The organism is Planococcus sp. CPCC 101016, from assembly GCF_007859295.1.
Taxonomy (GTDB): Bacteria; Bacillota; Bacilli; order Bacillales_A; family Planococcaceae; genus Planococcus.
On the sequence record NZ_VOHB01000002.1, the window covers coordinates 922539 to 948568 of the forward strand.

Genomic DNA, 26030 nt, shown 5'->3' on the forward strand with positions numbered 1-26030 from the left:
ATAAAATACACGTTTAATAACCTAGAAAAGTTACAATATATAGAATCATAGAAGTTTTAAAAGATAAAATAATAGTTAAAACAATTTCAACTTAAGTTTCTTCCTATACTATCTACTACCGTAAAGTAGTTACTGGAGTTTTTTTGAATCTTCGAATAAAAAATATGAAGTTTATAATGAGTGTTATATATAATAAGTAGTAAAAAAAGCTTTAGCTTAGTTGTAAAACTAAGTAGTCTTGAGAAGTTAGATTACGAGAGGTGCAAATATGCGAGTGAAAAAAGCCATCATTCCTGCTGCAGATCTAGGAATTCGATTCTAACCAGCTAAAAAAGCAATGCCGAAAGAAATGTTGCCAATCGTCGATAAACAGCGGTTCAGTAAAGAATTGAAGAAGCTATTGCTTCTGGTATTGAATACATTATCATCGTGACCGGAAAAGGCAAGCGTGCTATTGAAGTTTACTTTAATCATACATTTGAGTTGGAAAATACACTCGTGATAAAAGGTAAACAAGAAATGCTAGATTCTGTTTTAGAAACTTCTATAGTAGAAATTCACTTTATTCGTCAGAAGCAACCGCTTGGCTTGGGCTATGCAATTTGGTCTGCATGTAAGTTTATCGGTAACGAGCCTTTCACTGTATTATTAGGGGATGATATTGTTGAAAATGATGACATGCCTGGCTTAATTGATGGGTCAGAACGAAAAGACAGGTAAAAGTGTTATTGGCGTAAGGCAAGTAACTGAAAAAGATCAGGAAAGATATGTTATTATTGATCCTGTTCCGTTGAAGGGAAATTGATTTAGGTTAGAAGATTTGTCGGAAAAACAACTCATAGAACTTCTCCATCCAATTACGCCATCATTGGTCGCTATATTTTAACTCCAGAATTATTCAAATACTTAGGAGAACATCAGATTGGGGCTCATGGGGAAATTCAATTGACCGATGCTGTCCAGAAGTTGAATGAAGTCCAGCGCGTTTTTGCATGTGAATTTGAAGGACAGCGTTTTGATGTTGGGGAGAAATTCGGATTTATCGAAACAACGATAGAGTTTGCTCTAAAACGTTCGGAACTTAAAGATCAGTTATTAGTATTATTTGAGAGAAAATTGGCGGAGCAGAAAGTTTTTATTAGACAGTAAAGAAATATCTTTAATTGAAATCTACTTTAACTTATTGACTAATTACGGTTTAATGGTCACTTTAATAGATCAGGTGTATCCGATATTGTAATCTTATTCTTAAAAAGTAGACAACTTTATTCAAGGTGATTGTTTATTAAGCTACCTTGGTACGATATTCAATCGGATTCAGCTGTCTTAATTTTTGAGTTACTTGTGATTTTAATGCCATGTGTATTTACTACTTCTATCACACTGCTCTTACACGTAACTACCTGCCGGTAAAAAGGCCTTGATTTATGAGTACAGCCAACGAGATGAGCCAATTATGCCATATTTTGATCCGAGTCGGACGGATTTCAGAGCTACTTGAGACAACAAGAGAGCCACTACCTGACGGTAGTGACTTTTTTTACCGTAAGCGCGTCCAATGGCGAACACATTCTAATAGAAGATTCTTCATTAGACACTCTTTCCAGAAATTCAATTCTGGAAAGAGTTTTTTTCAAAAGAAAAGAGAAAGAATTGTATTGGACAGCCCAAATCAGCAAATATCGGCAAAGCGGAAAAACGTTGGTGCAGTGGTGTAAATAGAACAAAATCAAAATCCGCGCGATGAAATATTGGCTGCGTAAGCAGTCGTCGGTATCCAGAGAGCCGGCAGAGACCGCTTGGGTCTCCTGTCTGGTGGAAGAACCAGTGAAAGACGCCATTACGTTGAGAATAAAAAATGTGGAAATCGAGGTGATGAGTGGCTTCCAGGACGAACTGTTACTGAAGTTCTTTCGGACACTTGACCAATTATGATGAACGGCCGAATCATCGAGCAGTTGTATCTGGCTGCTGGATCGACGGACTGGCGGTCATCGTCCAGGAACTGTTTCAGCTTGATCCTTTTTCCTTGTCTCACTTTATTGGGTCAGTTCAAGTGCCGGATGCTTATTTTGCTTGGCTACGTGAACAAAAAGAAACTGTTGACCTCAATCAGCAACCGGTAAAGCAATCACTTATTCGTTGAATCAATGCTACAAGCTTACAAAATTTATGAAAGAAGGACATATGGAGATCGACAACAATCGCGCCGAACGGTCGATTAAGCCATTCTTCATCGGTCGAAAGATTTGGCTGTTTGCCGTTTCGACGAGCGGAGCGAATTCTAGTGCCATCATCTACAGTCTCGAAGAAACCACCAAAGAGAATGGCTTGAATCCATTTTTATACCTTCAATTTCTTTTTGAAGAACTTCCCAAGCCGGACATGACGGCTGAACGGGACATCCATCATCTCATGCCCTGGTCGAAGGTACTTCCGAAAGGTTGTTATATCCAAAAGAAAGTGTCTTTCCGACAAAAAAACGGAAAGGCATTTTCTTTTCTAAGAAACAGCGTGTTCACTATTTGACCCTTACGTATCAAATAAAGAAAATGTTTTGGAATTTCCAATAACTTATATCAATTTTTTCAGAAAAGTTTCACTTGTTAAAAAACATATGAAATATAAATGTACGTTATTACTTTTAAAGAAAAAAAGGGATATTATTTTCGATAAAATGAATCAAGATAACTAAAAAAATATTTTTATTATGGTAAAAAGTCATTTTAATAAAAACTAAAAATTTTAAAATTTTAATATATTGTTAAAAAAAAGAGACTTTAGTATTTTTTTTGTAAAAAAAATAATGTGCATTTTACATTATTTTTTTAAAAAACAAAAAAATTAATATTTTTTTATAGATATATAAAATATAATTATAGAAAAATACAACTAAAGGAGCATTAAAAATATGAAAAAACTAATTTATAAAAATTTATGGGTATTTTTTTCTATTTTTTTGTTATATTTTATAATGTTTTTCTCGGTTGAAGTGAAAGCTGAACAGACTGTAAATGTAATGGACTTTGGTGCTAAAGGAAATAACCTTACGGATGATACAAAAGCATTTCAAGATGCCATTAATTTTCAAAGCAAAGCCGGAGGAGGAACTGTAAAGGTTCCGGAAGGTATATATCTGATAAATACTAATAACTCGGTAGTACTGAAAAGTAATATTACTTTAGACTTTGAAAAAAACTCTATTTTAAAAGCTATTGCAAATGATAGAGACCATTATGAAGTTATCAGAATAATTGATGTCGAAAATGTAAAAATTTTGGGTGAACTAAAAATACAAGGTGACAGGGATTACCACCTAGGGGAAACTGGCGAATGGGGATTTGGTATAAGTATAAGAGGGGCAAAAAATATTACCATCGAGAATCCACATATATCTAACTGCTGGGGAGATGGAATTTATATAGGAAGTTCATTAGAAGCAAAATTTAGTGAAAATATACAGATATTAAATCCAACTTTAATTAATAATCGTAGGCAAGGTATTTCTATAATATCTGCAAAGAATTTAGAAATTGTCAATGCTAATATTTCAAATACAAGTGGAACTTTACCAGAAAGTGGTATAGACATTGAACCGAATACTCCCGAAGAACTTTTGCAGAACATACGGATTACTAATTTGACAACAAAAGATAATGCACAGTATGGTTTTAAAATATTTTTAAGAAATCTAAAGTTAAGTGAAAATCCAGTAAGTATTGAAGTAGATTCTATCGCTAATATCACAGATGGGATTGCTGTAAAAGAAATTGAAGGCGTAAAAGGAACAATATTAATAGGAGGATACTATTATTTGTCTGATAGAGAAATAATATCAAAGCCATTAGCAAATATACCAACAAGTACATCAACAACCATAACAGGAACTGCGTTGGCTGGATCTTCAATTAGTGTTAAAGCTGGAACAACAGTAATTGGAACCGCTAAAACGACAGGCAGTGGGAATTACACAATTCCAATACCAACTCAAAAAGCAGGAACTATTATATCTGTAACAGCAAAAGATGCAGCTGGAAATGTAAGCAAAGAAACAAAAGTAACTGTAGTAGCTGAAAAGTTCTCTGATTTAGAGTTTAGTAATTGGTTTTATGATGAAATACTATATCTAATAGAAAAAAATATAGTCCAAGGATTTCCAAATGGAAGCTTTCAACCAAATAAAAATACGACACGTGCTGAAGCAGCAAAGATGCTTGCGACTGCATTGAAGATACCAGCATCGAATAAAAAAACTGAATATTCAGATTTATCAAGTGATCATTGGGCAAGTAGTGATATTGCTGCAGTAACATCTGCAGGCTTGTTCAATGGTTATGCTGATGGAACTTTCAAGCCAAATAAAAATATTACTCGAGCTGAAATGGCGAAGGTTTTGGCATTAGCATATAATCTAGGAGCAACTAATGAACAAGTATATAAAGACGTACCATCCACCCATTGGGCATCTAAATCAGTTTCAGGAATTACCCAAAACGGCATCGCTACTGGATATCCAGATAATACTTTCAGACCTAGTGCAGCTACTTCAAGAGCGGAGTTTTCAGTCTTCCTTGCGAGAGCTTTAAATAATGAGTTCAAGTAAAAAGAAGTTAGTTACATGAAGAGTGTAAAAGAGTGCAGTTAAACTTCATAATGTCTATAAAAAAGAAAGTAGCTAGAACAGATCAGTCTATTTACGCTAGAATAGACACCATATCCTCTATCTTCAGATACTTAGGAGAGTATCAATTAGACGCAGGCGGTGAAATCCAACCGACCGAAGCCATCTGGAAGTTGAAAAAAATATTGAGTTAACTATGATACGTTTGGATCTAAGAAATCAGTTGTTGGAGTTCCTCGAGAAGAAGCTTAGGAGTTACTTTCGTAAGTAAGAATTGAGATGTAAGTTTATCAGACAGCCAAATAACGCTAGCATATTTTCATATGCTAGCGTTATTTTTATATTCAAATTAAAGATTTTGTTAGTTTTAATCAATTCTTAAATATAAAATAAAAAGAGGTATAACATAACGTTATAACGTTATGTTTACAGAATATTAATACTATGTTATCTTGAACTTATAAAAGTACAGAAGAAACAACGGCAGAGCAGAAAAGGTGAAAACAATGGATAACCGAACGGTGCTACAAAATATAAAAATGCTTGATGACAAACAGGTTGATCTTGTCATTGAGCAAGGAAAAATCGCTGAGATTACTGAGGCTGGCAAAGGTCAAGGCGCTGCTATAGATTGCACTGGGATGCACGTATCCAGTGGCTGGATTGATTTGCATGTGCATGCCTTTCCTGAGTTCAAACCGTACGGGGACGACATCGATGAAATCGGTGTGAAGCAAGGAGTCACGACGATTGTCGATGCGGGCAGTACAGGCGCGAATCGTATCGGGGAGCTGGCATCAAATAGCCGAACCGCAAAAACAAATGTCTTTGCTTTTTTAAATATCTCGAAGATCGGCTTGGAACGAGTGGATGAGCTTTCAAAATTGAAATGGATCGACCGGCAGGCAGTGATGGAAGCGTCTCAGGCTCATGGAGAAATGATTGTCGGGTTGAAGGCGCGCATCAGCCAATCGGTGGTGGGTGACAATGGCATTGAGCCGCTGCGGATCGCACGAGAACTTTCAGACGCGACCTCAAAGCCTCTGATGGTGCACATCGGTTCTGCTCCTCCGAAAATTGAAGAGGTCATGCCGCTCCTGCAAAAGAACGACGTCATTACCCATTATTTGAACGGAAAAAAAAATAACTTGTTTGATGAACAAGGGAAGCCGCTTCAAGTGCTGCATGACGCCATCGCAAGAGGCGTCCATTTGGATGTCGGCCACGGAACGGCGAGTTTCTCGTTCAGAGTAGCGGAAGCCGCCAAAGCAAATGGCATCCATTTTGATACCATCAGTACCGATATTTACAAAGCCAATCGCTTGAATGGTCCGGTTTATGGCATGGCGAATCTGTTAACGAAGTTTCTTTCGTTGGGCTATTCGTTGGAAGACGTCATTGACGGGGTGACGGTTAACGCAGCCAAGTGGCTCGGGAAACCGGAGCTTGGCCGCATTCAAGTTGGGGAACCGGCGAACTTAACTTTATTTTCTCTTAAAGACGAACCGATTAAACTGACGGATTCGGTAGGGCAAGAGCGAATGTCAACAACCACCATACAAGCAGAGGGGGTATTTATAAATGGCGAATACATTAAGTGCTAAATACGGATTGAAGCGTGTCATTAATGCAAGCGGCCGCATGACGATTCTTGGAACGGCCACTTCATCCGATACGGTGATGGAGGCCATGAAAAACGGCGGACAAAATTATGTGGAAGTAGCGGACCTGGTCGACAAAGCGGGGCAGCACATCGCGCGCCTCTTAGGTTCAGAAGATGCTGTTGTCGTAAATTCTGCATCCAGCGGCATCGCGTTATCGATTGCGGCGCTGGTGACAAAAGGAAATCGCAGCAAAAGCGAACGCATTCATCAGGAACAGCTGCCAAACAATGAAATTATCTTGCTGAAAGGCCATAACGTGCAATACGGCGCACCAATCGAAACGATGATTTATTTGGGCGGCGGGAAACTGGTTGAAGTGGGCTATGCCAATGAAGGCAAGTCGTACCATATAGAAGATGCGATTTCTGAAAAAACGGCTGCGATTGTTTACGTCAAATCTCATCATGCCGTACAAAAAAACATGATTTCAGTAGAAGAAGCTTGGGAAGTGGCAAAGCGCAATGGGATTCCATTGATTGTCGATGCTGCGGCAGAAGAAGACCTTCAGAAATACATTAGCTGTTCAGACCTCGCCATTTTTAGTGGAGCAAAAGCCATCGAAGGGCCGACGTCCGGAATTGTAGCTGGTAAAAAGCAATACATCGACTGGTTGAAAGTTCAATTCAATTGCATCGGCAGAAGCATGAAAGTCGGGAAAGAAACAACGTTCGGGCTGCTTCAGGCACTTGATGAATACGGCGCAAAAGAAGATACCAGCGTACAGGAAAAAGAAGTGTTGAATTCATTGCTTTCATTAGATGAGCTGAAGGGCGTTTCGGTAAGAATTGTTCAAGACGAAGCCGGCCGCAGTATTTTTCGTGCTCGAATTCAAATTGACGCGAGTGAAGTAAACACGAACGCCATACAAGTCGCAGAAGCATTGCGCGAAGGTGATATCGCGGTCTACACACGAGACTACGGAGTAAGGGAAGGGTTTTTCGATATTGATCCACGCCCGCTCAGCGGCGACGATATCCACGTAATCGAATCCCGAATACGCGAAATCATAGGAGGCAACTAGCATGTCAAATATTTCAAAACGTTTTTATAAAAACCGGGTCGCGCTCAATGTGCTGGCCAACAGTATTGAAAATGCGAAAGACATCTTCGAAGCAGCGGAAGGCTATGTTGTGGTGGGTGTGCTTTCAAAAAATTACCCAACGGTCGAACAAGCGGTGACGGCGATGAAAGCATACGGACAGGAAATCGATGAAGCGGTATCGATCGGCTTGGGTGCCGGAGATAACCGTCAAGCAGCGGTCGTTGCGGACATCGCGAAATATTATCCGGGCAGCCATATCAATCAAGTGTTTCCGGCAGTTGGAGTGACGCGTGGAAATCTGGACGGAAAAGAAAGCTGGATCAATAGCTTGGTGTCTCCAACAGGAAAGGTTGGCTACATCAACATTTCAACCGGACCGATCAGCGCAGCGCAAAGCGAACAGGCCATCGTGCCAATCAAAACAGCCATTGCGCTCGTTCAGGATATGGGCGGAAACGCGTTAAAGTATTTCCCGATGAAAGGCTTGAGTACGGAAGAGGAATTCCGTGCAGTTGCACAAGCTTGTGGGGAAGCAGGATTTGCTTTGGAGCCTACCGGGGGCATTGATAAAGAAAACTTCGAAGCGATTGTACGCATTGCGCTGGAAGCAAATGTCCCGAAAATAATTCCTCATGTCTATTCGTCCATTATCGATAAGGAGTCAGGAGACACCAATATCGAGGACGTCAAGGAATTGCTGGGAACGATCAAACAATTGGTTGATGAGTATGAGTAAAAAAATCGCTGCTTTCGGCGAAGTGATGATGCGGCTGCAAGTTCCCGGGTTTGAATTGCTCACGCAAGCGAACACCTTAAATTATTCGTTTTCCGGAACCGGCGTCAATGTCGTCTCGGCACTGGCCAATTACGGTCATGAAGGCTACCTGGTGTCTGTATTGCCAGCCAACCCACTTGGCGATGCGGCAGCAAGTTATCTTGGGAAGCTTGGAATTTTAAAGAAGTTTATTGCTCGAAACGGTGATTACCTCGGCCATTATTTCCTGGAAACGGGATTTGGTTTCCGGCCGAGCCGCGTGACGTATTCGAACCGGCTGGAAAGCAGCTTTAATACAGCACCGGAAGCGATATACGATTTCGCGAAAATCGCAGAAGACGTCGATGTTGTCCATTTTTGCGGCATCACTTTGGCGATGAATGACGCGGCCAGAAACAATATCCAGAACTTTGCGCGCGCCGTGAAAGACAATAATGGAGTAGTGGTTTTTGACTGCAATTACCGGCCGGCGCTTTGGGGCGAAGGTGGGTACGAAAAAGCAAAGCCTTATTACGAAGCGTTATTGTCTTCGGCAGATATCGTCTTGATGAACGAAAAGGATGCGCTGCATGTGCTTGGCATGAAAACGGACAAAACGGGTCGCCAGGAACAGCTGGAAGAATTGATTCCAGTGGTCGCTGAAAAGTATTCCATTCAGGTGATTGCAGGAACGCACCGGACGATCAATGAAGACCAAACGCATTCCTTGCAAGGATTCCTTTATAAAAACGACACATTCACTTTTTCTGAAACGCTGACGTTTACAGTGCATGACCGAATTGGGGCAGGGGATGCGTTTACGAGCGGAATTATCCACGGTGAAATGGAAGGGTTTTCAAGTGAAGAGACGATTGCTTTTGCGGTTACAGCAGGAGCATTGAAACATACAACCGTAGGCGATACGCCGGTGTTATTGGATAAGGACATTTTTGAATCGATGTCAGTAAAAGGAGGGGATATTAAACGATGATGAACTTATCGAAACGAAAAGGTCCTTTGTATCTGCAGATCAAAAACATTTTAAAAGACCGGATTTCCCACGGTGTTTACGCGCTGAACGACAACATTCCTCCTGAGCCTCAGTTGGAAAAAGAGTTTGAAGTCAGCAAAATCACCATTCGCAATGCCATCAACGAGCTGGTCCAGGAAGGCTATCTTGAAAAAAAGAGCGGCAAAGGGACGAAAGTCATCCGCAATACGATCACGTCTAAGCTCTCTAAGGGTAAGCGCTTTACGGAAATCCTGGTCGGGTCCGGCCATAAAATCCATAAGCAATTGATCCAAGCAGAAATTGTTGAAAACGAACAGGGTACGGAAACCTACGAGTTATTCGGCAAGCATTGCCTGCGGATTGAACGGCTTTATCATTTCAACGATGTTCCGTATATCCACTTTACGCATTATTTGACGACGCGTATGGAAGAAATGGAACTGGGCGATTTGGATAAGCAGTCGCTGTACGGACTGGTTGAAGAAGAAGGAATTTCCTTGGAGAAGTTCCGGGATGAGTTTGCAGCTGTATCGGCACCGCCTGCTATTGCCAAGATATTGGGGATAGACGAAGGAGCACCAGTCTTAAAACGGATGCGCTACGCCTATGACGAGGCAGGAAATATCATTGAAAACAGTGTGGGCTATTACAATACCGAGATGCAGAATTACGTTGTGAATTACGACATCTAAAGATCGAGACTAATGGGGATTGGTTTGGAAATTCATGCTTTACATACTAAAGGGGGAATAATGATGGTAGAAAATCAAGGCGTGTATATTGGCGTTTTTATTGCAGTGACGGCTTTAATGATTTTGGTTGGTGTGTGGGCTTCACGGAAAGTGAAAAGTGGGGACGACTTCCTCATGGGCGGACGGAATTTGCCGCTGCCGCTATTGATCGGAACAACAGTCGCGACACTTGTCGGTACAGGATCCAGTATGGGGGCCGTCGGATTCGCTTACAGCAACGGCTGGGCTGGAGCGTTGTACGGTTTGGGTGGATCAATCGGAATCTTTGCGCTCTTGCTGCTATTTGCCAACGTCCGTAAGTATAATTTCACGACGTTTTCCGAAGAACTGTCGTTTTATTTCGGCGAAAGCAAATTGTTCAGAGGCGTCACAGCCATTCTGTTGTACTTGGCAGCTGTCGGCTGGCTCGGTGCCCACATTATGGGGGGCAGCTTGTACTTATCGTGGATCACAGGCATGGATTTGTTTACAGCTAAAATTGTAACGGCGCTTGGTTTTGCGGTTTATACCATGATCGGCGGTTACTTGGCGGTTGTTTACACGGATACGATTCAAGGATTTATTTTATTCTCAGGCTTTATCATGCTTGCGGTCTTGTCATTGTTCAAGGTGGGCGGTTATGAGACGATGTCTGCGCGAATTCCGAACGAGATGGTTTCATTCCTGGGAGTTGAAGTACTGGGCATCATTCCGGCTATCTCCTTAATTGTCGTCATCGCGATTGGTGTGTTAGCGGCGCCGTCGTATCGGCACCGTATCTACACCAGTAAAAACACACTGACCTTGAAAAAAGCGTTAGTGATTTCAGGTATTTTATTTGCTTGCTTTTCATTGTTCCCATCGATTATCGGGATGGCAACACAAATCATGAACCCGGATCTCGAACCGGGGTATGCATTCCCTTACCTAGCCACTGAAGTCTTCCCGGTATGGGTCGGTGCCATTATTTTGACAGCTGGGTTAAGTGCAACCATGTCTTCAGGAAGCTCCGACTTTATCGCAGGCGTTACCATTCTAGTGACGGATGTTTACCAAGTGGCTCTTGGGAAAGCAGTGCCAAGAGAAAAGCTGAAGATGTACTCTCGAATCGCCCTTCTTGTAACTTTGACGTTAGCGTTCGTAGGGACGATGGGTGCAACAAATATCATCAGCTACATTACCAACTTTATCTCAACCATTATGGCTGGATTGTTTGCCGCAGCCGTTATCGGAAAGTTTTGGCCGCGTGCCACTTGGCAAGGAGGCTTAGCATGTCTGCTCGGCGGATCAATCACTTCATTTATCGTGCTGAGCAGCACATCGCTTATGGAACTGTTCGGAAATCCAGTGCTGCCGGCTTTGACGGTAGCGTTCCTAGCCGGAATCATTGTCAGTCTCGTCACGCCTGCTAGCATCGTGACAAAAGAAGAGTCGTTGAAGAGACTCGAAAAGAAGAGAGAACGTGAACAAGCGGTTGCGGTTGATCCGTTGACGGGTGTTGAAAAGTAAATAGAGTGATTTATAGGAGAGAGGGGCAGCTTTTGGCTGCTTCTTTTTTTATTAGGGTGAGGTAGGAGCGATAAAATAAATAGATGAAAGCGTATATCTGTGAGGCGACTCGTAGGTATACGCTTTTTATGTGTCATTAATTATCTAGTGGAAGTGCTGAAACTTTTATGCTGTACTATATATTTATAATTAGGTATAAAGTATACTATTTAAGGAAATATAAAACACTTATAAAAAGACTTAGTAATCTGAAGGAGATAGTGAAGTGAAAAAGAGTTTGAAGGTTTCATCTATATTACTAAGTGCGGTATTGCTGTCCAATGGTTTGGGAGCTAATGTATATGCCGAAGGTAAAGAACCACTCGTTACACAGGAAGTAGAAACAGATCAAGTGATTGTTACGTTTAAAGAAGAATTGAAAAGTGAACCGGAAGAATTGGATATCGTAAGTGTAAAGACAGTGGAGACTGAAGAAATTGCTACGTTAAAAGTTCCTGAAGGAGAAACAGTTGAAACTTACACGAAAGAACTGGAGGCAAGGACGGATGTTAAAAGAGTGGAACCGGATTACTTGGTTCAACTCACACATACACCGAATGATCCTTATTTTAATTATTTTCAATACCATCATGACAATATAGAAACGGAAAGAGCTTGGGACAAAACAAAGGGATCTTCCGATGTGGTTGTAGCGGTATTGGATTCTGGATTTGATTTAAATCATCAGGATTTAACAAACCAAATCATCTCCGCTTACAGTACTTCATCCACTGGTTTTAGTGTGGATGATCATGGCACTCATGTTGCTGGAATCATCGGAAGTTCAATTGATAATTATGCGTTTGGAGCCGGAGTTGCACCTGAAACGAGTATTATGGCGATCGATGTTTTTGAAGGAGAATTTGCTTATACGACGGATGTGGTAGAAGGAATTTATACGGCTGTCAGTGCTGGGGCAGATATTATCAATATGAGCCTCGGCAGCTATGAGTCTAGTTATTATTACAATAATGCGATTCAGTATGCTTATCAGAATGGAGTAGTCATTGTCGCAGCGGCTGGGAATGATGCCACTACCCGTACTCATTACCCATCTTCATATGACAACGTAATTTCTGTGGGGTCGACAACCTCATATGATGGCTCCTCTTCTTTTTCGAATTATGGTTATGATATAGACATTGTAGCTCCAGGTTCCGGAATTTATTCAACCTTGCCGTACGGCAGCTTTGGCAGCATGAACGGGACATCGATGGCATCGCCTGTTGTAGCCGGTGTAGCGGCCTTGGTTTTAGCAAATGAACCCCAGTTAACGAATGACCAAGTAGTGAACCGGTTGTTAACCACCACAAAAGATTTAGGGAGTTATGGCAAAGACTATATTTATGGCAATGGTCTTGTCAATGCCAGACAAGCTTTGAAAATCATGGACATCCCTTCTCCGACTGTGAATGATATTCAAGATGACTCCACCAGTGTTTCCGGCTATCTTCCATTTGAGATTGAAAACGGAAAAGTTATTATTCGTGACCAGTCAGGGAATGTTATTGGTTCAGGGGACGGATATTCTAGTTATTCGTATTTTGATATCGCGATTCCTAAACAACCCGGTGGAAGTAAGTTAACGGTTTCCGTTATGGATTCTTATGGCAATGAAAGTGAAGGCATAGAAATCTCGGTCTTGGACGGGACAGCACCAGAAAAACCGGACATAGACACAATTACAGATCAATCTACATCCATCACTGGGGGAGCAGAACCAGGTGCAGAAGTAATAATTTCTGAAAGTGGGCAGTCTCTTTATAGCTCTTGGGTAGATGAGAATGGATTTATCAATGTTCCAATCACTCCGATAAAAGCTGATACAAAACTATCGATCGTTGTAAGTGATGCGGCAGGAAATACCAGTGAGCCCGCAGAAGTGACGGTTAAAGACGTAACGGCACCTTCAAAACCAAAAGCCAATGCAGTAACAGAAGAAGCTGTTCGAGTAACCGGAACGGCAGAGGCCGGATCGACTGTGACGGTGAAATCGAAAGAAGGCCTACTAGGTGAAGCTTTGACTGCAAGTAATGGCATATATTCAATCGCTATTGCCAAACAAAAGGCAGGAGTAGTTTTGTTTGTAAATTCAACGGATAAAGCAGGCAATACAAGTGCTGCAACTGAGCTGACCGTTAAAGATTCGAGTATACCAACTGCGCCTGTCGTCAATTCAGTAACAGACAAAATGACACAAGTGACTGGGTCTGCAGAAGCAGGTGCTACGGTATCGGTTAAAGCAAATGGAAATCAAATTGGGACAGCAGTTTCAGGAACTGATAGTCAATTCACTGTAACAATCGCTAAGCAGAAGGCTGGTACAATTTTGACGGTGACAGCAACTGATCAATATGATAATGCCAGTGCGGCCACAGAAGTCACCGTTAAAGATGTAACAGCTCCAACAGTTCCTGCAGTAGACAAGGTGAAAGAAACATCGATCGCTGTAACTGGAACTGGAGAAGTAAACGCGCTGGTAACAGTGAAAAATGGAGCAACCGTTTTAGGCACGGCAACAGTTGACCGTAACGGCATGTATGCCGTGGCTATTGCTAAGCAGAAAGTTGGAACAGTCCTTTCTGTAATTGCGACAGACCAAGCTGGAAACAGCAGCGCAGCAAAAGAAGTGACTGTAACGGATGGAACTGCGCCAGCGATTACATTGAAAAACAAAGTAACCCACCACTCCACACGCGTCATCGGGACAGCGGAAGCTGCTGCTCAAGTTGTCGTGAAGAACGGAACGACCACAATCGGCAAGGCAACGTCCGATGCCAAAGGTGAATATGAAGTGAAAATCGGGAAGCAAAAAGTCGGAACGAAGTTGTCCATCGTTGCGACGGATGTTGCTGGAAACAGCAGTGCAGCCATTCCGGTTACGGTCGTAGACGGCAACTACCCGGATTTGAAAGTCGTTCACTGGGCGTTGGATGAAATCATGTACTTAGCCGACGACCAGATTATCGGTGGCTATCCAGATGGCGGCTTCCAACCTGAGAAGAATACGACACGCGCCGAAGCAGCGAAGATGCTGGCATTGGCGTTGGACTTGAAGATTGAAGATGTTTCATCTGGCTATAAAGATGTGCCAGACAAGCATTGGGGCAAAAATTACATTGCGGCTGTTTCTAAAGCCGGTTTGTTTACGGGGAATCCGGACGGCACATTTGCGCCGAACGATGTGCTGAAGCGTGCGGAGATGGCGAAAGTGATCAGCATTGCTTATGAGTTGAAGGCAAGTGATAAGAATCATTTCAGCGACGTGAAGTCAGGATATTGGGCAAAAGGGTATATTTCGGGACTTTATGAAAATGGCATTACGACTGGTTACCCGGATAAGACTTTCCATCCGTTAGAGCCGACTACTAGAGCAGAGTATTCGGTGTTTCTGGCACGGGCGATGAATGAAGGTTTTAGATAAATAAATTTTATAAGATTACCAAGTATTTTAATGCCAATATAATATTTTAAAGAGAATGAGGTTACTAATTGTGGTAAAAAGACTAGGGTTTAAAAAAATTATAGTTCTATTTACAGTTATTTTAATGATATTTCAACTATTTTCAGGAATTGGTTCGGTATACGCTGTGGGAGATTCCACTGCACCTACCGTAAGTAATATTGAATTGAGTCCGAGCAATGTTGTAACTGGAGGAAAAGTAAAAGTGACAGCCGAGGTGACAGATGATATATCGGGAGTAAAAAATGTAGCTGTCTACTTTAAATCCCCATCAAAAAGCAGTTCGTCGTACAGCCCCCTGTATTACAACGAAACTTCAGGATTATATGAAGGCACTCTTACAGTAGACAAGTATGCGGAAGAAGGTAAGTGGACTTTATACTTCATAGGAGTCGGGGATAAGGCAGGGAATGACAAAAATTATCAGCCAAACGAACTTCCAAATGAAATCTTTTATCAAGTTACTAATGAATTGGGAGACAAGGCACCGCCTGTTATAGAGAGTATTGAAGTATCTGAACAAGAAGTAGGTGCAGGAGAAGTAGTAAAGGTAAAGGCCAATGTGACAGATGATATATCGGGAGTAAAAAATGTAGCTGTCTACTTTAAATCCCCATCAAAAAGCAGTTCGTCGTACAGCCCCCTGTATTACAACGAAACTTCAGGATTATATGAAGGCACTCTTACAGTAGACAAGTATGCGGAAGAAGGTAAGTGGACTTTATACTTCATAGGAGTCGGGGATAAGGCAGGGAATGACAAAAATTATCAGCCATATGAATTAACACAAGTCAGTAAGACTAACAGTTATGTAGTAGTATATAAACCAAGTGATTTAGATTCTCCAGAATTAAACGATCCTCAGTTACCGTATGCAATAACTACGAAAAACGAAACTTTAAGCAACAGAATTATCGAAAAAGATTTATATATAGGCCCTAATTCGACGATTTCGATTGACGGGAATGTAACCATAACCGGAAACGTATATGTATACGGTACCCTCATTAGTCATGGCGGACTAACAATCCAAGGCAGTCTTAATGCTAAAACAGTAACATATGGTTCCAATACTTCTGTATCTCCGGGTGCAGTAAGATTTGTTGGGGGACAAAATTCAATTCCTTCAACAATCGTCTCGAATCAAGCTTATAAGGTTCCATTTACAATCAAAAACAAAGAGTTAACAAATGAAACTGGAACAGCGATATTAGAAGGTAAAACATTGCCTTTCTTGGATGTTTCATTACAAGAAAATCCAATTTCACTGGGGGTGGATGGATCTTTTACCACTACAGCCGAAGATATAACTTCTGAAGGTCTTCAATTCAACTTAAGAGACGTTTTCGGAAACAATATGAAAAAAGACCTCGCAGTAAAAGATGTTTTGCCACCTGCAGAGGTTGTAGGACTTACTGTTTCAAAAACAACTCATAATGAAGCCCAAGTGAGTTGGAACGCAAGTACTGATAGTGACTTAAAAAAATATGCCTTATATTTGAATGGGGAGTTAGTAAGTACACTTCCTCCTGCTGATACTGCATACTTATTCGGAAGCCTTAAGGAAGGTACAGTATATGAAGTGGCTATAGCTGCAATTGACATAGCTGGCAATGAAAGTGAAGTCGTTAAAGCAAATGCGACTACGCTACTTTCAAAACCAAGCGTAGATCCGGTAAGTGATAAATCGCTTGTTGTAACTGGACAGTCTTCTCCTGGCACTACGGTAACAGTTTACAAAGGAGAGTCTATTATTGGTTCAGGAAAAACGGATCTTACTGGGAAATTCATTATTGAAATTCCAGCTCAAAAAGCGGGAACCGAACTAACTGTCACTGCAAGCAACGAAGCTGGCATTGACAGTAAGCAGCTCGTCATTACAGTTGAAGACATAACGGCTCCTGCCAAACCAGCGGTCAATGCTGTTTCCGACAAAGATTTAGCAGTTAGTGGAACAGCTGAAGCAAATACAGCAATTGCTGTAAAAGCTGGAGATAAGGTAGTAGGTGAAGGAACAACTGATGAGCTTGGGAAGTTCTCTATAGCTATTGCAAAACAGCAAGCAGGCATAAAACTGTCTGTGACTGCAACTGATTCAGCAGGTAATATTAGCGAAGCAAAAGAAATTACAGTAAGTGATCTTACAGCTCCGCAAAAACCGGCTGTAGATAAAGTAACTGATAAAACCATTTCAATTACAGGTACAGCGGAAGCTGGATCAGTGGTATCAGTTAAAGCGGGTACTAGTGAAATTGGTAAAGCGACAGTAAATCTAGAGGGCAAATATGCTATCAATATTCAAAAACAACAAGCTGGAACAATCTTGAAAGTAACAGCAACTGATAAAGCAGGGAATATTAGCCAGGCAGCCCAAGTAACCGTTTTGGATGCGACTGCACCTGCTGTGCCAACTGTAGAAGAAGTGACGGACAAATCAACAATTGTAAAAGGATCTGCAGAAGCAGGTTCATTAATTAGTATTAAAGTTGAGGGAACAGAAATTGGTAAAGCAACAACAAGTGGTGACGGGAATTTCAACGTTACGATTTCGAAGCAAAAAGCTGGAACAAAACTAAGTGTAACTGCGACGGACGCAGCTGGAAATGTCAGTGGGGTAAAAGCGGTTACTGTCTTAGATGCGACAGCACCTGCTGCTCCGACAGTTGATAAAGTTACAGACAAGTCAACAGTTATAACTGGTTCAGGCGAAGTGAATGCTTTGATTACCATTAAAGCTGGAAGTACGGAACTTGGAAAAGCCGCCGTTACTTCAGACGGTAAATATAAAGTGACTATCGCTGTACAAAAAGTAGGTACAAAAATTCAAGTCACAGCAACAGATACATCTGGTAATACGAGTACAGTAAAAGAAGTGACTGTAACGGATGGAACAGCACCAGCAGTTCCGACGGTTAACGAAGTAACAGACAAATCAACGACTATTACCGGAACAGCCGAAGTGGCTGCTCATATTTCGGTTAAAGCAGGCAGTACTGAAGTAGGGACAGCAACGGTTGATGCTGAAGGCAATTACTCGATCGCCATCGTGAAGCAGAAAGCTGGTACCAAGCTGTCAGTAACCGCAAAAGATGCAGCTGGTAATGTTAGTGAAGTTAAAGAAGTGATTGTTCTGGATGTTACAGCTCCAAGCACACCAACAGTAAGCAAAGTAACAGATCAATCGACAGCTGTTACAGGTGCAGCAGAAGCAGCATCACAAGTTGCTGTTAAGGTTGGAAGTAAAGAAGTGGGCAAAGCAACTGTAAATGCAGACGGTACTTATTCTGTAACAATTCCAAAACAGAAAGCTGGAACGGTTTTAGCTGTTACTGCGACAGATAAAGCAGGGAATATCAGCGACGTGACAGAAGTAACTGTGGTTGACGGCACACCTCCATCAATAGAATTGACGAGCAAAGTGACGCATCACTCGACACGTATCATCGGAACAGCGGAAGCAACTTCAAAAATTATCGTCAAAGCTGGAACGAAAGCCATCGGTATGGCTACGGCCGATGCAAAAGGGCAATATGAAGTGAAAATCGGGAAGCAAAAAGTCGGAACGAAATTGTCTATCGTAGCGACGGATGCGGCTGGAAACAGCAGCAAGGCGATTCCAGTTACTGTGGTAGATGGCAACTATCCGGACTTGAAAGTGAAGCACTGGGCTTTAGACGAGATCATGTATCTGGCCGATGATCAAATCATCGGTGGCTATCCAGACGGCGGCTTCCAGCCTGAGAAGAATACATCACGCGCCGAAGCGGCGAAGATGTTGGCATTGGCGTTGGACTTGAAGATTGAAGATGTTTCATCTGGCTATAAAGATGTGCCGGATAAGCATTGGGGCAAAAATTACATTGCGGCTGTTTCTAAAGCAGGTTTGTTTACGGGGAATCCGGACGGCACATTTGCGCCGAACGATGTGCTGAAGCGTTCGGAGATGGCGAAAGTGATCAGCATTGCCTATGAATTGAAGGCAAGTGACAAGAATCATTTCAGCGACGTGAAGTCGGGGTATTGGGCGAAAGGATATATCTCCGGGTTATACGAAAACGGCATTACGACCGGCTATCCGGATAAGACTTTTCATCCTTTAGAACCGACTACTAGAGCAGAGTATTCGGTGTTCTTGGCACGGGCAATAAATAAGCAATTTCGTTAATAGGAATTCAAAGATAACAGCAAAAAGCTCATTCCAGATTTTTGGAATGGGCTTTCTTATTAATTTGTAAAGAAAATTGAAGAAGAGCAATAACAGAAAGAAACAAATCATTTGAAATCACGATGCAGTGTCTAATGTTAATAATTTTACTTATGAGTGGTTCTCTGATGTCCGAAGTGGTTCTCAAACGTGTCTGCCATAATTCTATTTCATGGCACGACTGGTTCTCGAGTTTTTCCTTCTTCAATGGAGGAGGAATATATATTTAAGGTGCGTCCAAGCAAAGAAAAAATAGTTTACTCAATTGATTTTAATTTATTGTGTTATAGCTAATAAGTGGATATTTATTATATTTCTTTAAATAGTAGTCAAAAAACCATAGTTATTTGTAAATGTTTTGAAGTATAATGGGTATAGAATTATTTATTCTCATTTTTTCTAGAATATTATTTTAATTGATAGGAGGCTATTATGGATTTTCTTAAAGCAGCATATCCACAATCTACAATAACAAGTGTATTGAACAATAATGGCATTAATCTGAACGGCACTATTGCTATGCCATGGCCAGGGGATCAACTAATCCTGTTGGATTCGACTGGAAATGCGCTTGGTTATATAGCTCAAAATCAAATGGGTGGCATAACGGTCACAGATGCGCATATGGGTGTACAGAGTGTTTCGGCCGAACTACCTGGTGGTGGACAATCCATCATGGATGCTACTTACAATCAGCAAGCTTTTACAGTTGAAAATACTGCAGTAGCTGATATGACTTATACAAATGATTTTCAATTGGAGAGTATGTCTTTTGACAGCTCGACTGGGGAAACTGCCTATTACTCAAGTGATATGGAATTATTAGGTATTACGGAACAACTGGGAGATTCAACGCAATATTACTTCAATGGCTCATTAAATGAAAACAGTCTTCCCACTTTAACGGAATATGTAAGTGGAACCTTCGCCCATGGATCTGATGCAGCTTCAGTACTGGGCGGAGAATTGCTAATGGATTTTGATATGGATTCTTTAGATGCAGGATTAGGGATTTTTGAATGGTTATAAAATCTAAGGAAAAGTGATGAAGAATGAGATGAATAACAAGGGGTACAGTAAGGCTCTAAATGAACAAGTACAGAAACTTAAGATCACAATTAGCGAGGATATAAATCAGAACATTAATCAACAATTGCAGGAGCTGGCGAAAAAGGATGCGGCAAAAGATCTTGAGAAGATTAAAAATGCTATAGATAAACGAATTTTTAATCGCTTGAGTTCCATAGATAGGCAATTGAATGATAAAAAAACTACCCATGATTCACGGAAAAGTTTAGTTAGAGAACTTTCAGTTCTGATTCAACCGAAAACTGTTTTGGCTGAATTAAACAGTGTCTTAACTGTAGCGAATACATGGAAAAATTACAGTGATTTTTATGAAAAAGTCTCGAAGAATTCAATGTTTTCATCGATTCTAAAGAGATATAAGGCAGACAGCAAAGTTTTCACCTATTACCAGCAGGGACTATTGGAAAATACGAATGATTTATTAAAGACTCTTGAAACCCATGGTCAGCAACTACAAAGCTATAATCAGGTAATGCAGGAAATTGCGGCAGAAAGAGGCGAAAAGCAATTACTGAATTTGGGTGTTGGCTTAGTAGGAGCAGTGATTGCAGGACCGTTGGGAGGGATAGTTGGAAGGAAAATATCCCAAGCGATGACCAGCGATGAAGACAGGATAAATTATTCTGGTGGTTTGGTTGATAAAACCTGGGACCAGGTTTACGCCTCTTACCAGAAACTATTAACGAAACTGGGAAGTGAATACTTCAATATATACTTCTCACTTTACGGTGGCTTTGCGCAAAGGATAAATAGCGATTTGAATAAGTTTGGCTATGAAGCCGAAGCTTTCGACGGGGAAGCGATGTGTTTTTCATTTACGATAAAAGCGTCTGAAGTGAAAAAGGTTGATGTCTGGTTGCAGAAGAATACCCAGACGCTGGAAGAAGCTTTCCGTAGAAACCAGCATCCCTTCAGTCAGGATCTGTTTCAAAAAATGGAATCATATGTTAAAAGCAATGTTCCTTTTGGCGAAGTTTCAATAGACGGCGAGAAAGTGAAAGACACAATTTCTGCTCTCAAGTTCAATTATATGTTGGCCTTTATCGAAAAGGAATTCTGGCAGAAAAAGAACGATGCTGAAGCATTAAAGCAATACATGCTGTTATTGGAGAAGATGCCGGTACAAATTGAAACCTCACCTGCTTTCGCGGACATCCAGCTTCCATCCATGCAGGTAATCGTTTCGCGCATGATTCACTTATCCGTTACAAAATTTAAAGAAACCAAAAAATCGGTATTCAATTCTTTCCATCACTATCATTCGCTTCAAGAAGATGCGAAACCAAGTTCTGTTCAAATGATGAAGGTGTTTGAACTATACAATGGTTATACGACAAACAAAAAACGGATTTCATTAAAATTGAGTGATGTAAGTTATAAAGCGTTGCATTCGATTTATATGAAAGTTATTAAGGAAAGAGAATATTCAAAAGATGTCTTTTCAAAGCATCTGAAAAAGAAACTTTATAGAACGAAAACAAAACTAAAGCCTCTGTTCAGTTTCTATGATAGCTACAGGGAGGCATTTCTAAGATTTAAAATCATTCAGCCAAGGTATATTGTCTCTTTCTTGGTGGCTTTATCTCTTATGATGAACTGGGCATCATTTACTTCAGCGGGGAAATTCCTGCCGGGAGCAGACGGACTCTATTTTAATTTTATTGAAAACAAAACGTTCGATACGCAATTGGATGATTATGCTCTGAACAAAGCAGTGATCGCAGACAATAAACCGCGGATTCTGCAGCTATTGTCATTGGGAGTAGACCCAAACTTAGTATTGGATGAAGGGAAAACTCTATTGGAAAAGGCGGTTCTTGAAAAAGCAGGCTTGGCTTACATTGAAAACTTATTGACCTTAGGAGCTGATCCGAATATACGAAGCGGTAAAGTACCTTTAATCTATTTTGCTATTAACACTAAGGATGAGCAATTAGTAAAACTTTTGTTATCCTTTGGAATGGAGCCATTCGTTGAAGGGGAAAATGGTTACGATGCTTTGGTTTATATTGATTCACTAGGGACTTCAAATCAGTACTATGACATTATGATGCTATTACTGGATGAATATGAAAAAATGGATGGCTATGCAGTGGAAGGGACCATGCTTAAAAAAACCCTTGCTGAAAATGATTTGACTGCTTTAGAGAAAATGTTCGAATTGGGAGCAGATGCAAATGATTTAATTGATGAAAAGCCTCTTCTTTTTCACGCAGTTGACTCTGGTGCATCAAAAGAGATCTTTGAGTTCCTTTTTGATAGAGGAGCAAAAATTAATTCTACTGATCATGATGAAAAAAATATACTATTATATTTAACTGATCATCAAAACAAAACAATCTCACTATATAAATACTTTTTGGAAAAAGGTGGATACATCGATGCACAAGACTCCTCGGGTAATTCACCTTTGCTCATAGCAGCAAAAGAAAAAGATAACGCTATAATTAATTTATTGCTGAAGTCGGGAGCAAATCCAAATCTTGAAAATAAACAAGATTATACCGCATTGGAGTATGCAATGGAATATGAAGAACTCGACTCAATTGAAAAATTGCTTCCTTTAACTGAAATAAAAGAGGAAGATTATCTAAAATGGTTGGAAGCTGCAGTTACTGATCAGAATGTGGAATTTGTAAATTTACTGCTTGAATTGGACTCTGTACCTGAAATCATTGAAAAAGAAAAACAAAACCTACTATATATATCAGTTGAAAATGAAGACAGTGAAACTTTACTTTCTTTATTGAATCATGGAATTGATATGAACTTTTTAAATGAAGATAAACTTTCTCCATTAGAATATGCACAGGAAAATGAGTTTGAGAAAATTACTCAAATTTTGTTAGAGGGTGGAGCAATAAAGAATTTAGGGCATTTGGCCAAATTTGAGGGTTACTGGGAATCAGATGAGAATACTATTGCATATATTTATGCAGTAGATAATCACTATATTTGGGAAGAGTATAGTGCAGGAGAGTCTTTGCAGTATAGTATTAGCGATGAATTAGAATTTGTAAAAAACGACGAAGTTCATAGCCTAATAATGTCTAAACACCTTGGAGCAGAATTCAACTTTGATGAAATTAGTTTGGAAACCGAATTTAATAGCTATTTCAATTATAGTAGAATTGAGGAAGATGTATTTGAAACTATGTTAGAAGAGCAAAAAACTGAAAAAAAGGAAAAAGAAGCTTTATTGGCAAAGGAGGAAATTGAGGAAAGAAAGATAGAGAAGGAAGAAAATAGGAAAATAGAACTTATGCAACTTCATGAGCCTTTGGTAGGAGGATGGGTTACTGAAGAAGAAGGAAAAGATAAAGAAGAAATTTTTATCAACATAAGTAGCGAAGATGAGGAAATATTTATAGTAGTAGAAGGTTTAACATATACTTATGCAGTCGCTCTTGATATGAATACTACAACAGTTGATGGGAATGTTTTGCATTTTGGTGACTCTGATTACAACGGGAAGCTTGCGGATAAGGATACATTGCAATTTTACAAAGAAGTACACAAAAGTTCTAGCATATACAAAAGAATAGAGTGATATGTTAAATAATAAATAAAGGAAATCTGTATCGAAATCAATCCTACTAGAGTTCAGTCGATTTCACCATGAGATTTTTTTGGAATTTTTTATAATCATGGTTGATCGACATATAAGAGTATTTATAAACAGTAGAGCATGGTATTGGTAAAGAAAGATTCTATTTATTAGATAGTATGTCAGATTAGGTGTAACACTTCATCCACGGGCGCTTCGTTTACTATTCGCCATTTTATTAAATATCCTTACTTGTGAACGGTAATATTAATTTTGTTCAATAATTTGCTATGAACGTTGTCATCTTCAATGAAATAAAAATAAATCGCGCCACTGTGTCAGAGAGACTTCAGTTTATGCCTGAAAATTTCCTGCATCTTCTCTATATTTATCGGAAAATATAAATCGTTATAAAAGAGTGTGACACCAGGGGAATTTGTGGTCTGTTGGAACCCTCTAATTTTGTTCGCAATCAAATTCTAATTCGAAAAATGTAGTTTCTTTAACACGGAAGCGCCGATCTACCGGAATTATAGGGTCCGACAAATTGTGTTTAAAGCAAAAAACGAAACGGTTCTGACGCCACAACACAATGCCGCATGGGAAAACTCTTTGGAGTATTCCCATGCGGCTTTTCATGCTTATCTATATAGATGTTAGGATAGCCCCTTGTTTCAACCTTCTTAATGAATAGTCCCAGGGCTGTGCATAGTAGTCGCCTTTTTTGTGCGAATGTTGCTATACTATTTTTGTTCTCACACTACATCTTCAAAAGGAGAAAAAGATGCCTGAAGAATTTATGGATAAGTGGTTCAACAAGATAAAACCGCAATGGAAAACGGCATTTTATGCAGCCGCTTTCTTCGGTTTACTGACACATCTATATATTTTAACGAATTATTTGCCTCATCATGATGGCATTATTCGCATCTATACTCCTCAAAATGGATTTTTAATGGGTCGCTTTTTTCTGACGCCGTTTAATGGAATAGGTTCTTTTTTTGATCTGCCCGTGATCAATGGCGTCCTCTCCATTCTTTTTTTGGCACTGACGGCAGTTGCTCTGACCGAGCTGTTTCAGTTGAAAAAGAAAATCTCCATCATTCTGACAGCTGGTTTGCTCACTGCTTTTCCGGCCATCACCTCGACCATGTCCTATATGTACACAGCTACTGGTTATATGGCCGCATCATTCGTTACTGTACTGGCACTTCTCATCACCTGGAGATCTAAATACGGCTTTCTGCCGGGCGCTTTTTTGTTGTATCTGGCAGTCGGTGTCTACCAGGCAAACTTCCCTTTCCTCCTGACAATGGCTACTCTATTTTTTATCAATGAAATTCTGTTCTTTCAAAGCAGCCTGAGAAATCTTCTTCACTCGATTTTCCGTTTCATGTTGATGGCATTTATTGGCATGGGCCTTTATTTCCTGACATACAAGCTCTATACAAGCTTTTTCTCAGACGGGTTAAACGACTACCAGGGAGTAGATGAAATCGGCACGAGTTCAGCAGGCTTGCTGGAGACCATTCTGCTCATTTTAGAGAGGATGGTTGAGTTTTTCTTCAGAGGCTTAGCATCTGATTTTCCGGTAAATTTATTTGAAGTCCTGAATGTTCTGCTCTTCATCTTGATAGCAGTCGCCATTGTCGCAGCGATCATCGAAAACCGGCACCATCAGAAGAGGGGGATGCTGATCCTGGCCATTTCTCTAACTGTCACTCTGCCGCTCTCTGCATTCAGCCTATACTTTATCAATCCGGACATCTGGTATCACATGCTGATGGTTTTATCAGTGATCAGTTTTTATCTATTGCCTGTCTTGATTTATGACAAATTGACTGTTCCGGGTGGATTAACGAAATTCACTTCATGGAGTACGGTGATTCTCCTTGGTTTCATTATCTTGAATTTTGCAATCATCGCCAACATCGCATACTTGAATATGAACTTGAAATTCGAGAAGTCACAGGCCGTGACTTCTCGGATCGTCGACAGAGTGGAGCAGACGGAGGGGTTCGATAAAGATATCCCGGTTGCAATTTATGGCACGGTTCCTATCGATTCGGAAGTTTCCGATACCATCGGCCAGAAAATTCCCGAAGTGACGGGGCCCATGCAGCCAATCCTATTAAGAGATGCACGGCATTTCGAATCAATGATGAATAATTTTCTTGGTGCTTCTTTTAAAGTCATTACTGAAGAAGAAGAACTGTTGGAGATAAGCCAAAGTGAAACCTATGAAGACATGGGTATCTGGCCGGCAGCCTCATCTGTCCAAATGGTCGACGGCGTGCTCATCATTAAATTGGAGGAATAGGCTCGTCACTGGAATGAATAATTTAATGAAATAAG

15 protein-coding genes and 1 pseudogene are annotated in these 26030 nt (G+C 40.5%); all 16 read left to right on the forward strand.

Going from position 1 to position 26030, the window contains the following annotated elements:
• Window positions 1-268 precede the first annotated feature (268 nt).
• The 16 genes and pseudogenes from FQV26_RS04310 (at window position 269) to FQV26_RS04390 (ending at window position 25995) form a co-directional block, all read left to right on the forward strand.
• A pseudogene (locus FQV26_RS04310) lies at window positions 269-1149 on the forward strand (UTP--glucose-1-phosphate uridylyltransferase).
• 594 nt (window positions 1150-1743) lie between these two features.
• A complete protein-coding gene (locus FQV26_RS04315) occupies window positions 1744-1935 on the forward strand; it encodes an immunoglobulin domain-containing protein (protein ID WP_146556133.1) in 192 nt (63 codons plus the stop codon).
• Window positions 1922-2146, forward strand: coding sequence for a transposase (locus FQV26_RS04320; RefSeq protein WP_146556134.1), 225 nt, complete (start codon window positions 1922-1924; stop codon window positions 2144-2146). Before FQV26_RS04315 ends, FQV26_RS04320 begins: the two co-directional genes overlap by 14 nt.
• Window positions 2143-2529, forward strand: coding sequence for an IS66 family transposase (locus FQV26_RS04325; RefSeq protein WP_186759611.1), 387 nt, complete (start codon window positions 2143-2145; stop codon window positions 2527-2529). Before FQV26_RS04320 ends, FQV26_RS04325 begins: the two co-directional genes overlap by 4 nt.
• 382 nt (window positions 2530-2911) lie before the next feature.
• Window positions 2912-4603 (forward strand): S-layer homology domain-containing protein, encoded by a 1692-nt coding sequence (locus tag FQV26_RS04330; protein WP_146556136.1) that lies wholly within the window; start codon window positions 2912-2914, stop codon window positions 4601-4603.
• A gap of 524 nt (window positions 4604-5127) precedes the next feature.
• Complete coding sequence (locus FQV26_RS04340; protein ID WP_146556137.1) at window positions 5128-6225, forward strand: amidohydrolase/deacetylase family metallohydrolase; 1098 nt, start codon at window positions 5128-5130, stop codon at window positions 6223-6225.
• The gene (locus FQV26_RS04345) at window positions 6203-7306 is read left to right on the forward strand and encodes a DgaE family pyridoxal phosphate-dependent ammonia lyase (protein WP_146556138.1); all 1104 of its coding nucleotides are present in this window, start codon (window positions 6203-6205) and stop codon (window positions 7304-7306) included. Before FQV26_RS04340 ends, FQV26_RS04345 begins: the two co-directional genes overlap by 23 nt.
• 1 nt (window position 7307) lies before the next feature.
• Window positions 7308-8063: a 2-dehydro-3-deoxy-phosphogluconate aldolase gene (gene dagF, locus FQV26_RS04350; protein WP_146556139.1), complete on the forward strand. Its 756-nt coding sequence runs from the start codon at window positions 7308-7310 to the stop codon at window positions 8061-8063.
• Entirely contained in the window at window positions 8056-9072 is a 1017-nt protein-coding gene (locus FQV26_RS04355; protein ID WP_146556140.1) for a sugar kinase, read from the forward strand. Before dagF ends, FQV26_RS04355 begins: the two co-directional genes overlap by 8 nt.
• Window positions 9072-9785, forward strand: coding sequence for a GntR family transcriptional regulator (locus FQV26_RS04360; RefSeq protein WP_146557760.1), 714 nt, complete (start codon window positions 9072-9074; stop codon window positions 9783-9785). The genes FQV26_RS04355 and FQV26_RS04360 overlap by 1 nt, the downstream gene beginning before the upstream one ends.
• 63 nt (window positions 9786-9848) lie before the next feature.
• Window positions 9849-11333, forward strand: coding sequence for a sodium:solute symporter family protein (locus tag FQV26_RS04365; protein WP_146556141.1), 1485 nt, complete (start codon window positions 9849-9851; stop codon window positions 11331-11333).
• A 265-nt stretch (window positions 11334-11598) separates the two neighbouring features.
• Window positions 11599-14796, forward strand: a complete 3198-nt coding sequence (locus tag FQV26_RS04370) for an Ig-like domain-containing protein (RefSeq protein WP_146556142.1) — start codon at window positions 11599-11601, stop codon at window positions 14794-14796.
• A 124-nt stretch (window positions 14797-14920) separates the two neighbouring features.
• Window positions 14921-19000, forward strand: a complete 4080-nt coding sequence (locus FQV26_RS04375; protein WP_186759613.1) for an Ig-like domain-containing protein — start codon at window positions 14921-14923, stop codon at window positions 18998-19000.
• Window positions 19001-19471: 471 nt separating this feature from the next.
• On the forward strand, window positions 19472-20068 hold the full coding sequence (locus FQV26_RS04380; RefSeq protein ID WP_146556144.1) for a hypothetical protein: 597 nt from the start codon (window positions 19472-19474) through the stop codon (window positions 20066-20068).
• 16 nt (window positions 20069-20084) lie between these two features.
• The gene (locus tag FQV26_RS04385) at window positions 20085-23678 is read left to right on the forward strand and encodes an ankyrin repeat domain-containing protein (protein WP_146556145.1); all 3594 of its coding nucleotides are present in this window, start codon (window positions 20085-20087) and stop codon (window positions 23676-23678) included.
• 781 nt (window positions 23679-24459) lie between these two features.
• The gene (locus FQV26_RS04390; RefSeq protein WP_146556146.1) at window positions 24460-25995 is read left to right on the forward strand and encodes a glucosyltransferase domain-containing protein; all 1536 of its coding nucleotides are present in this window, start codon (window positions 24460-24462) and stop codon (window positions 25993-25995) included.
• The last annotated feature ends 35 nt before the right edge of the window (window positions 25996-26030 follow it).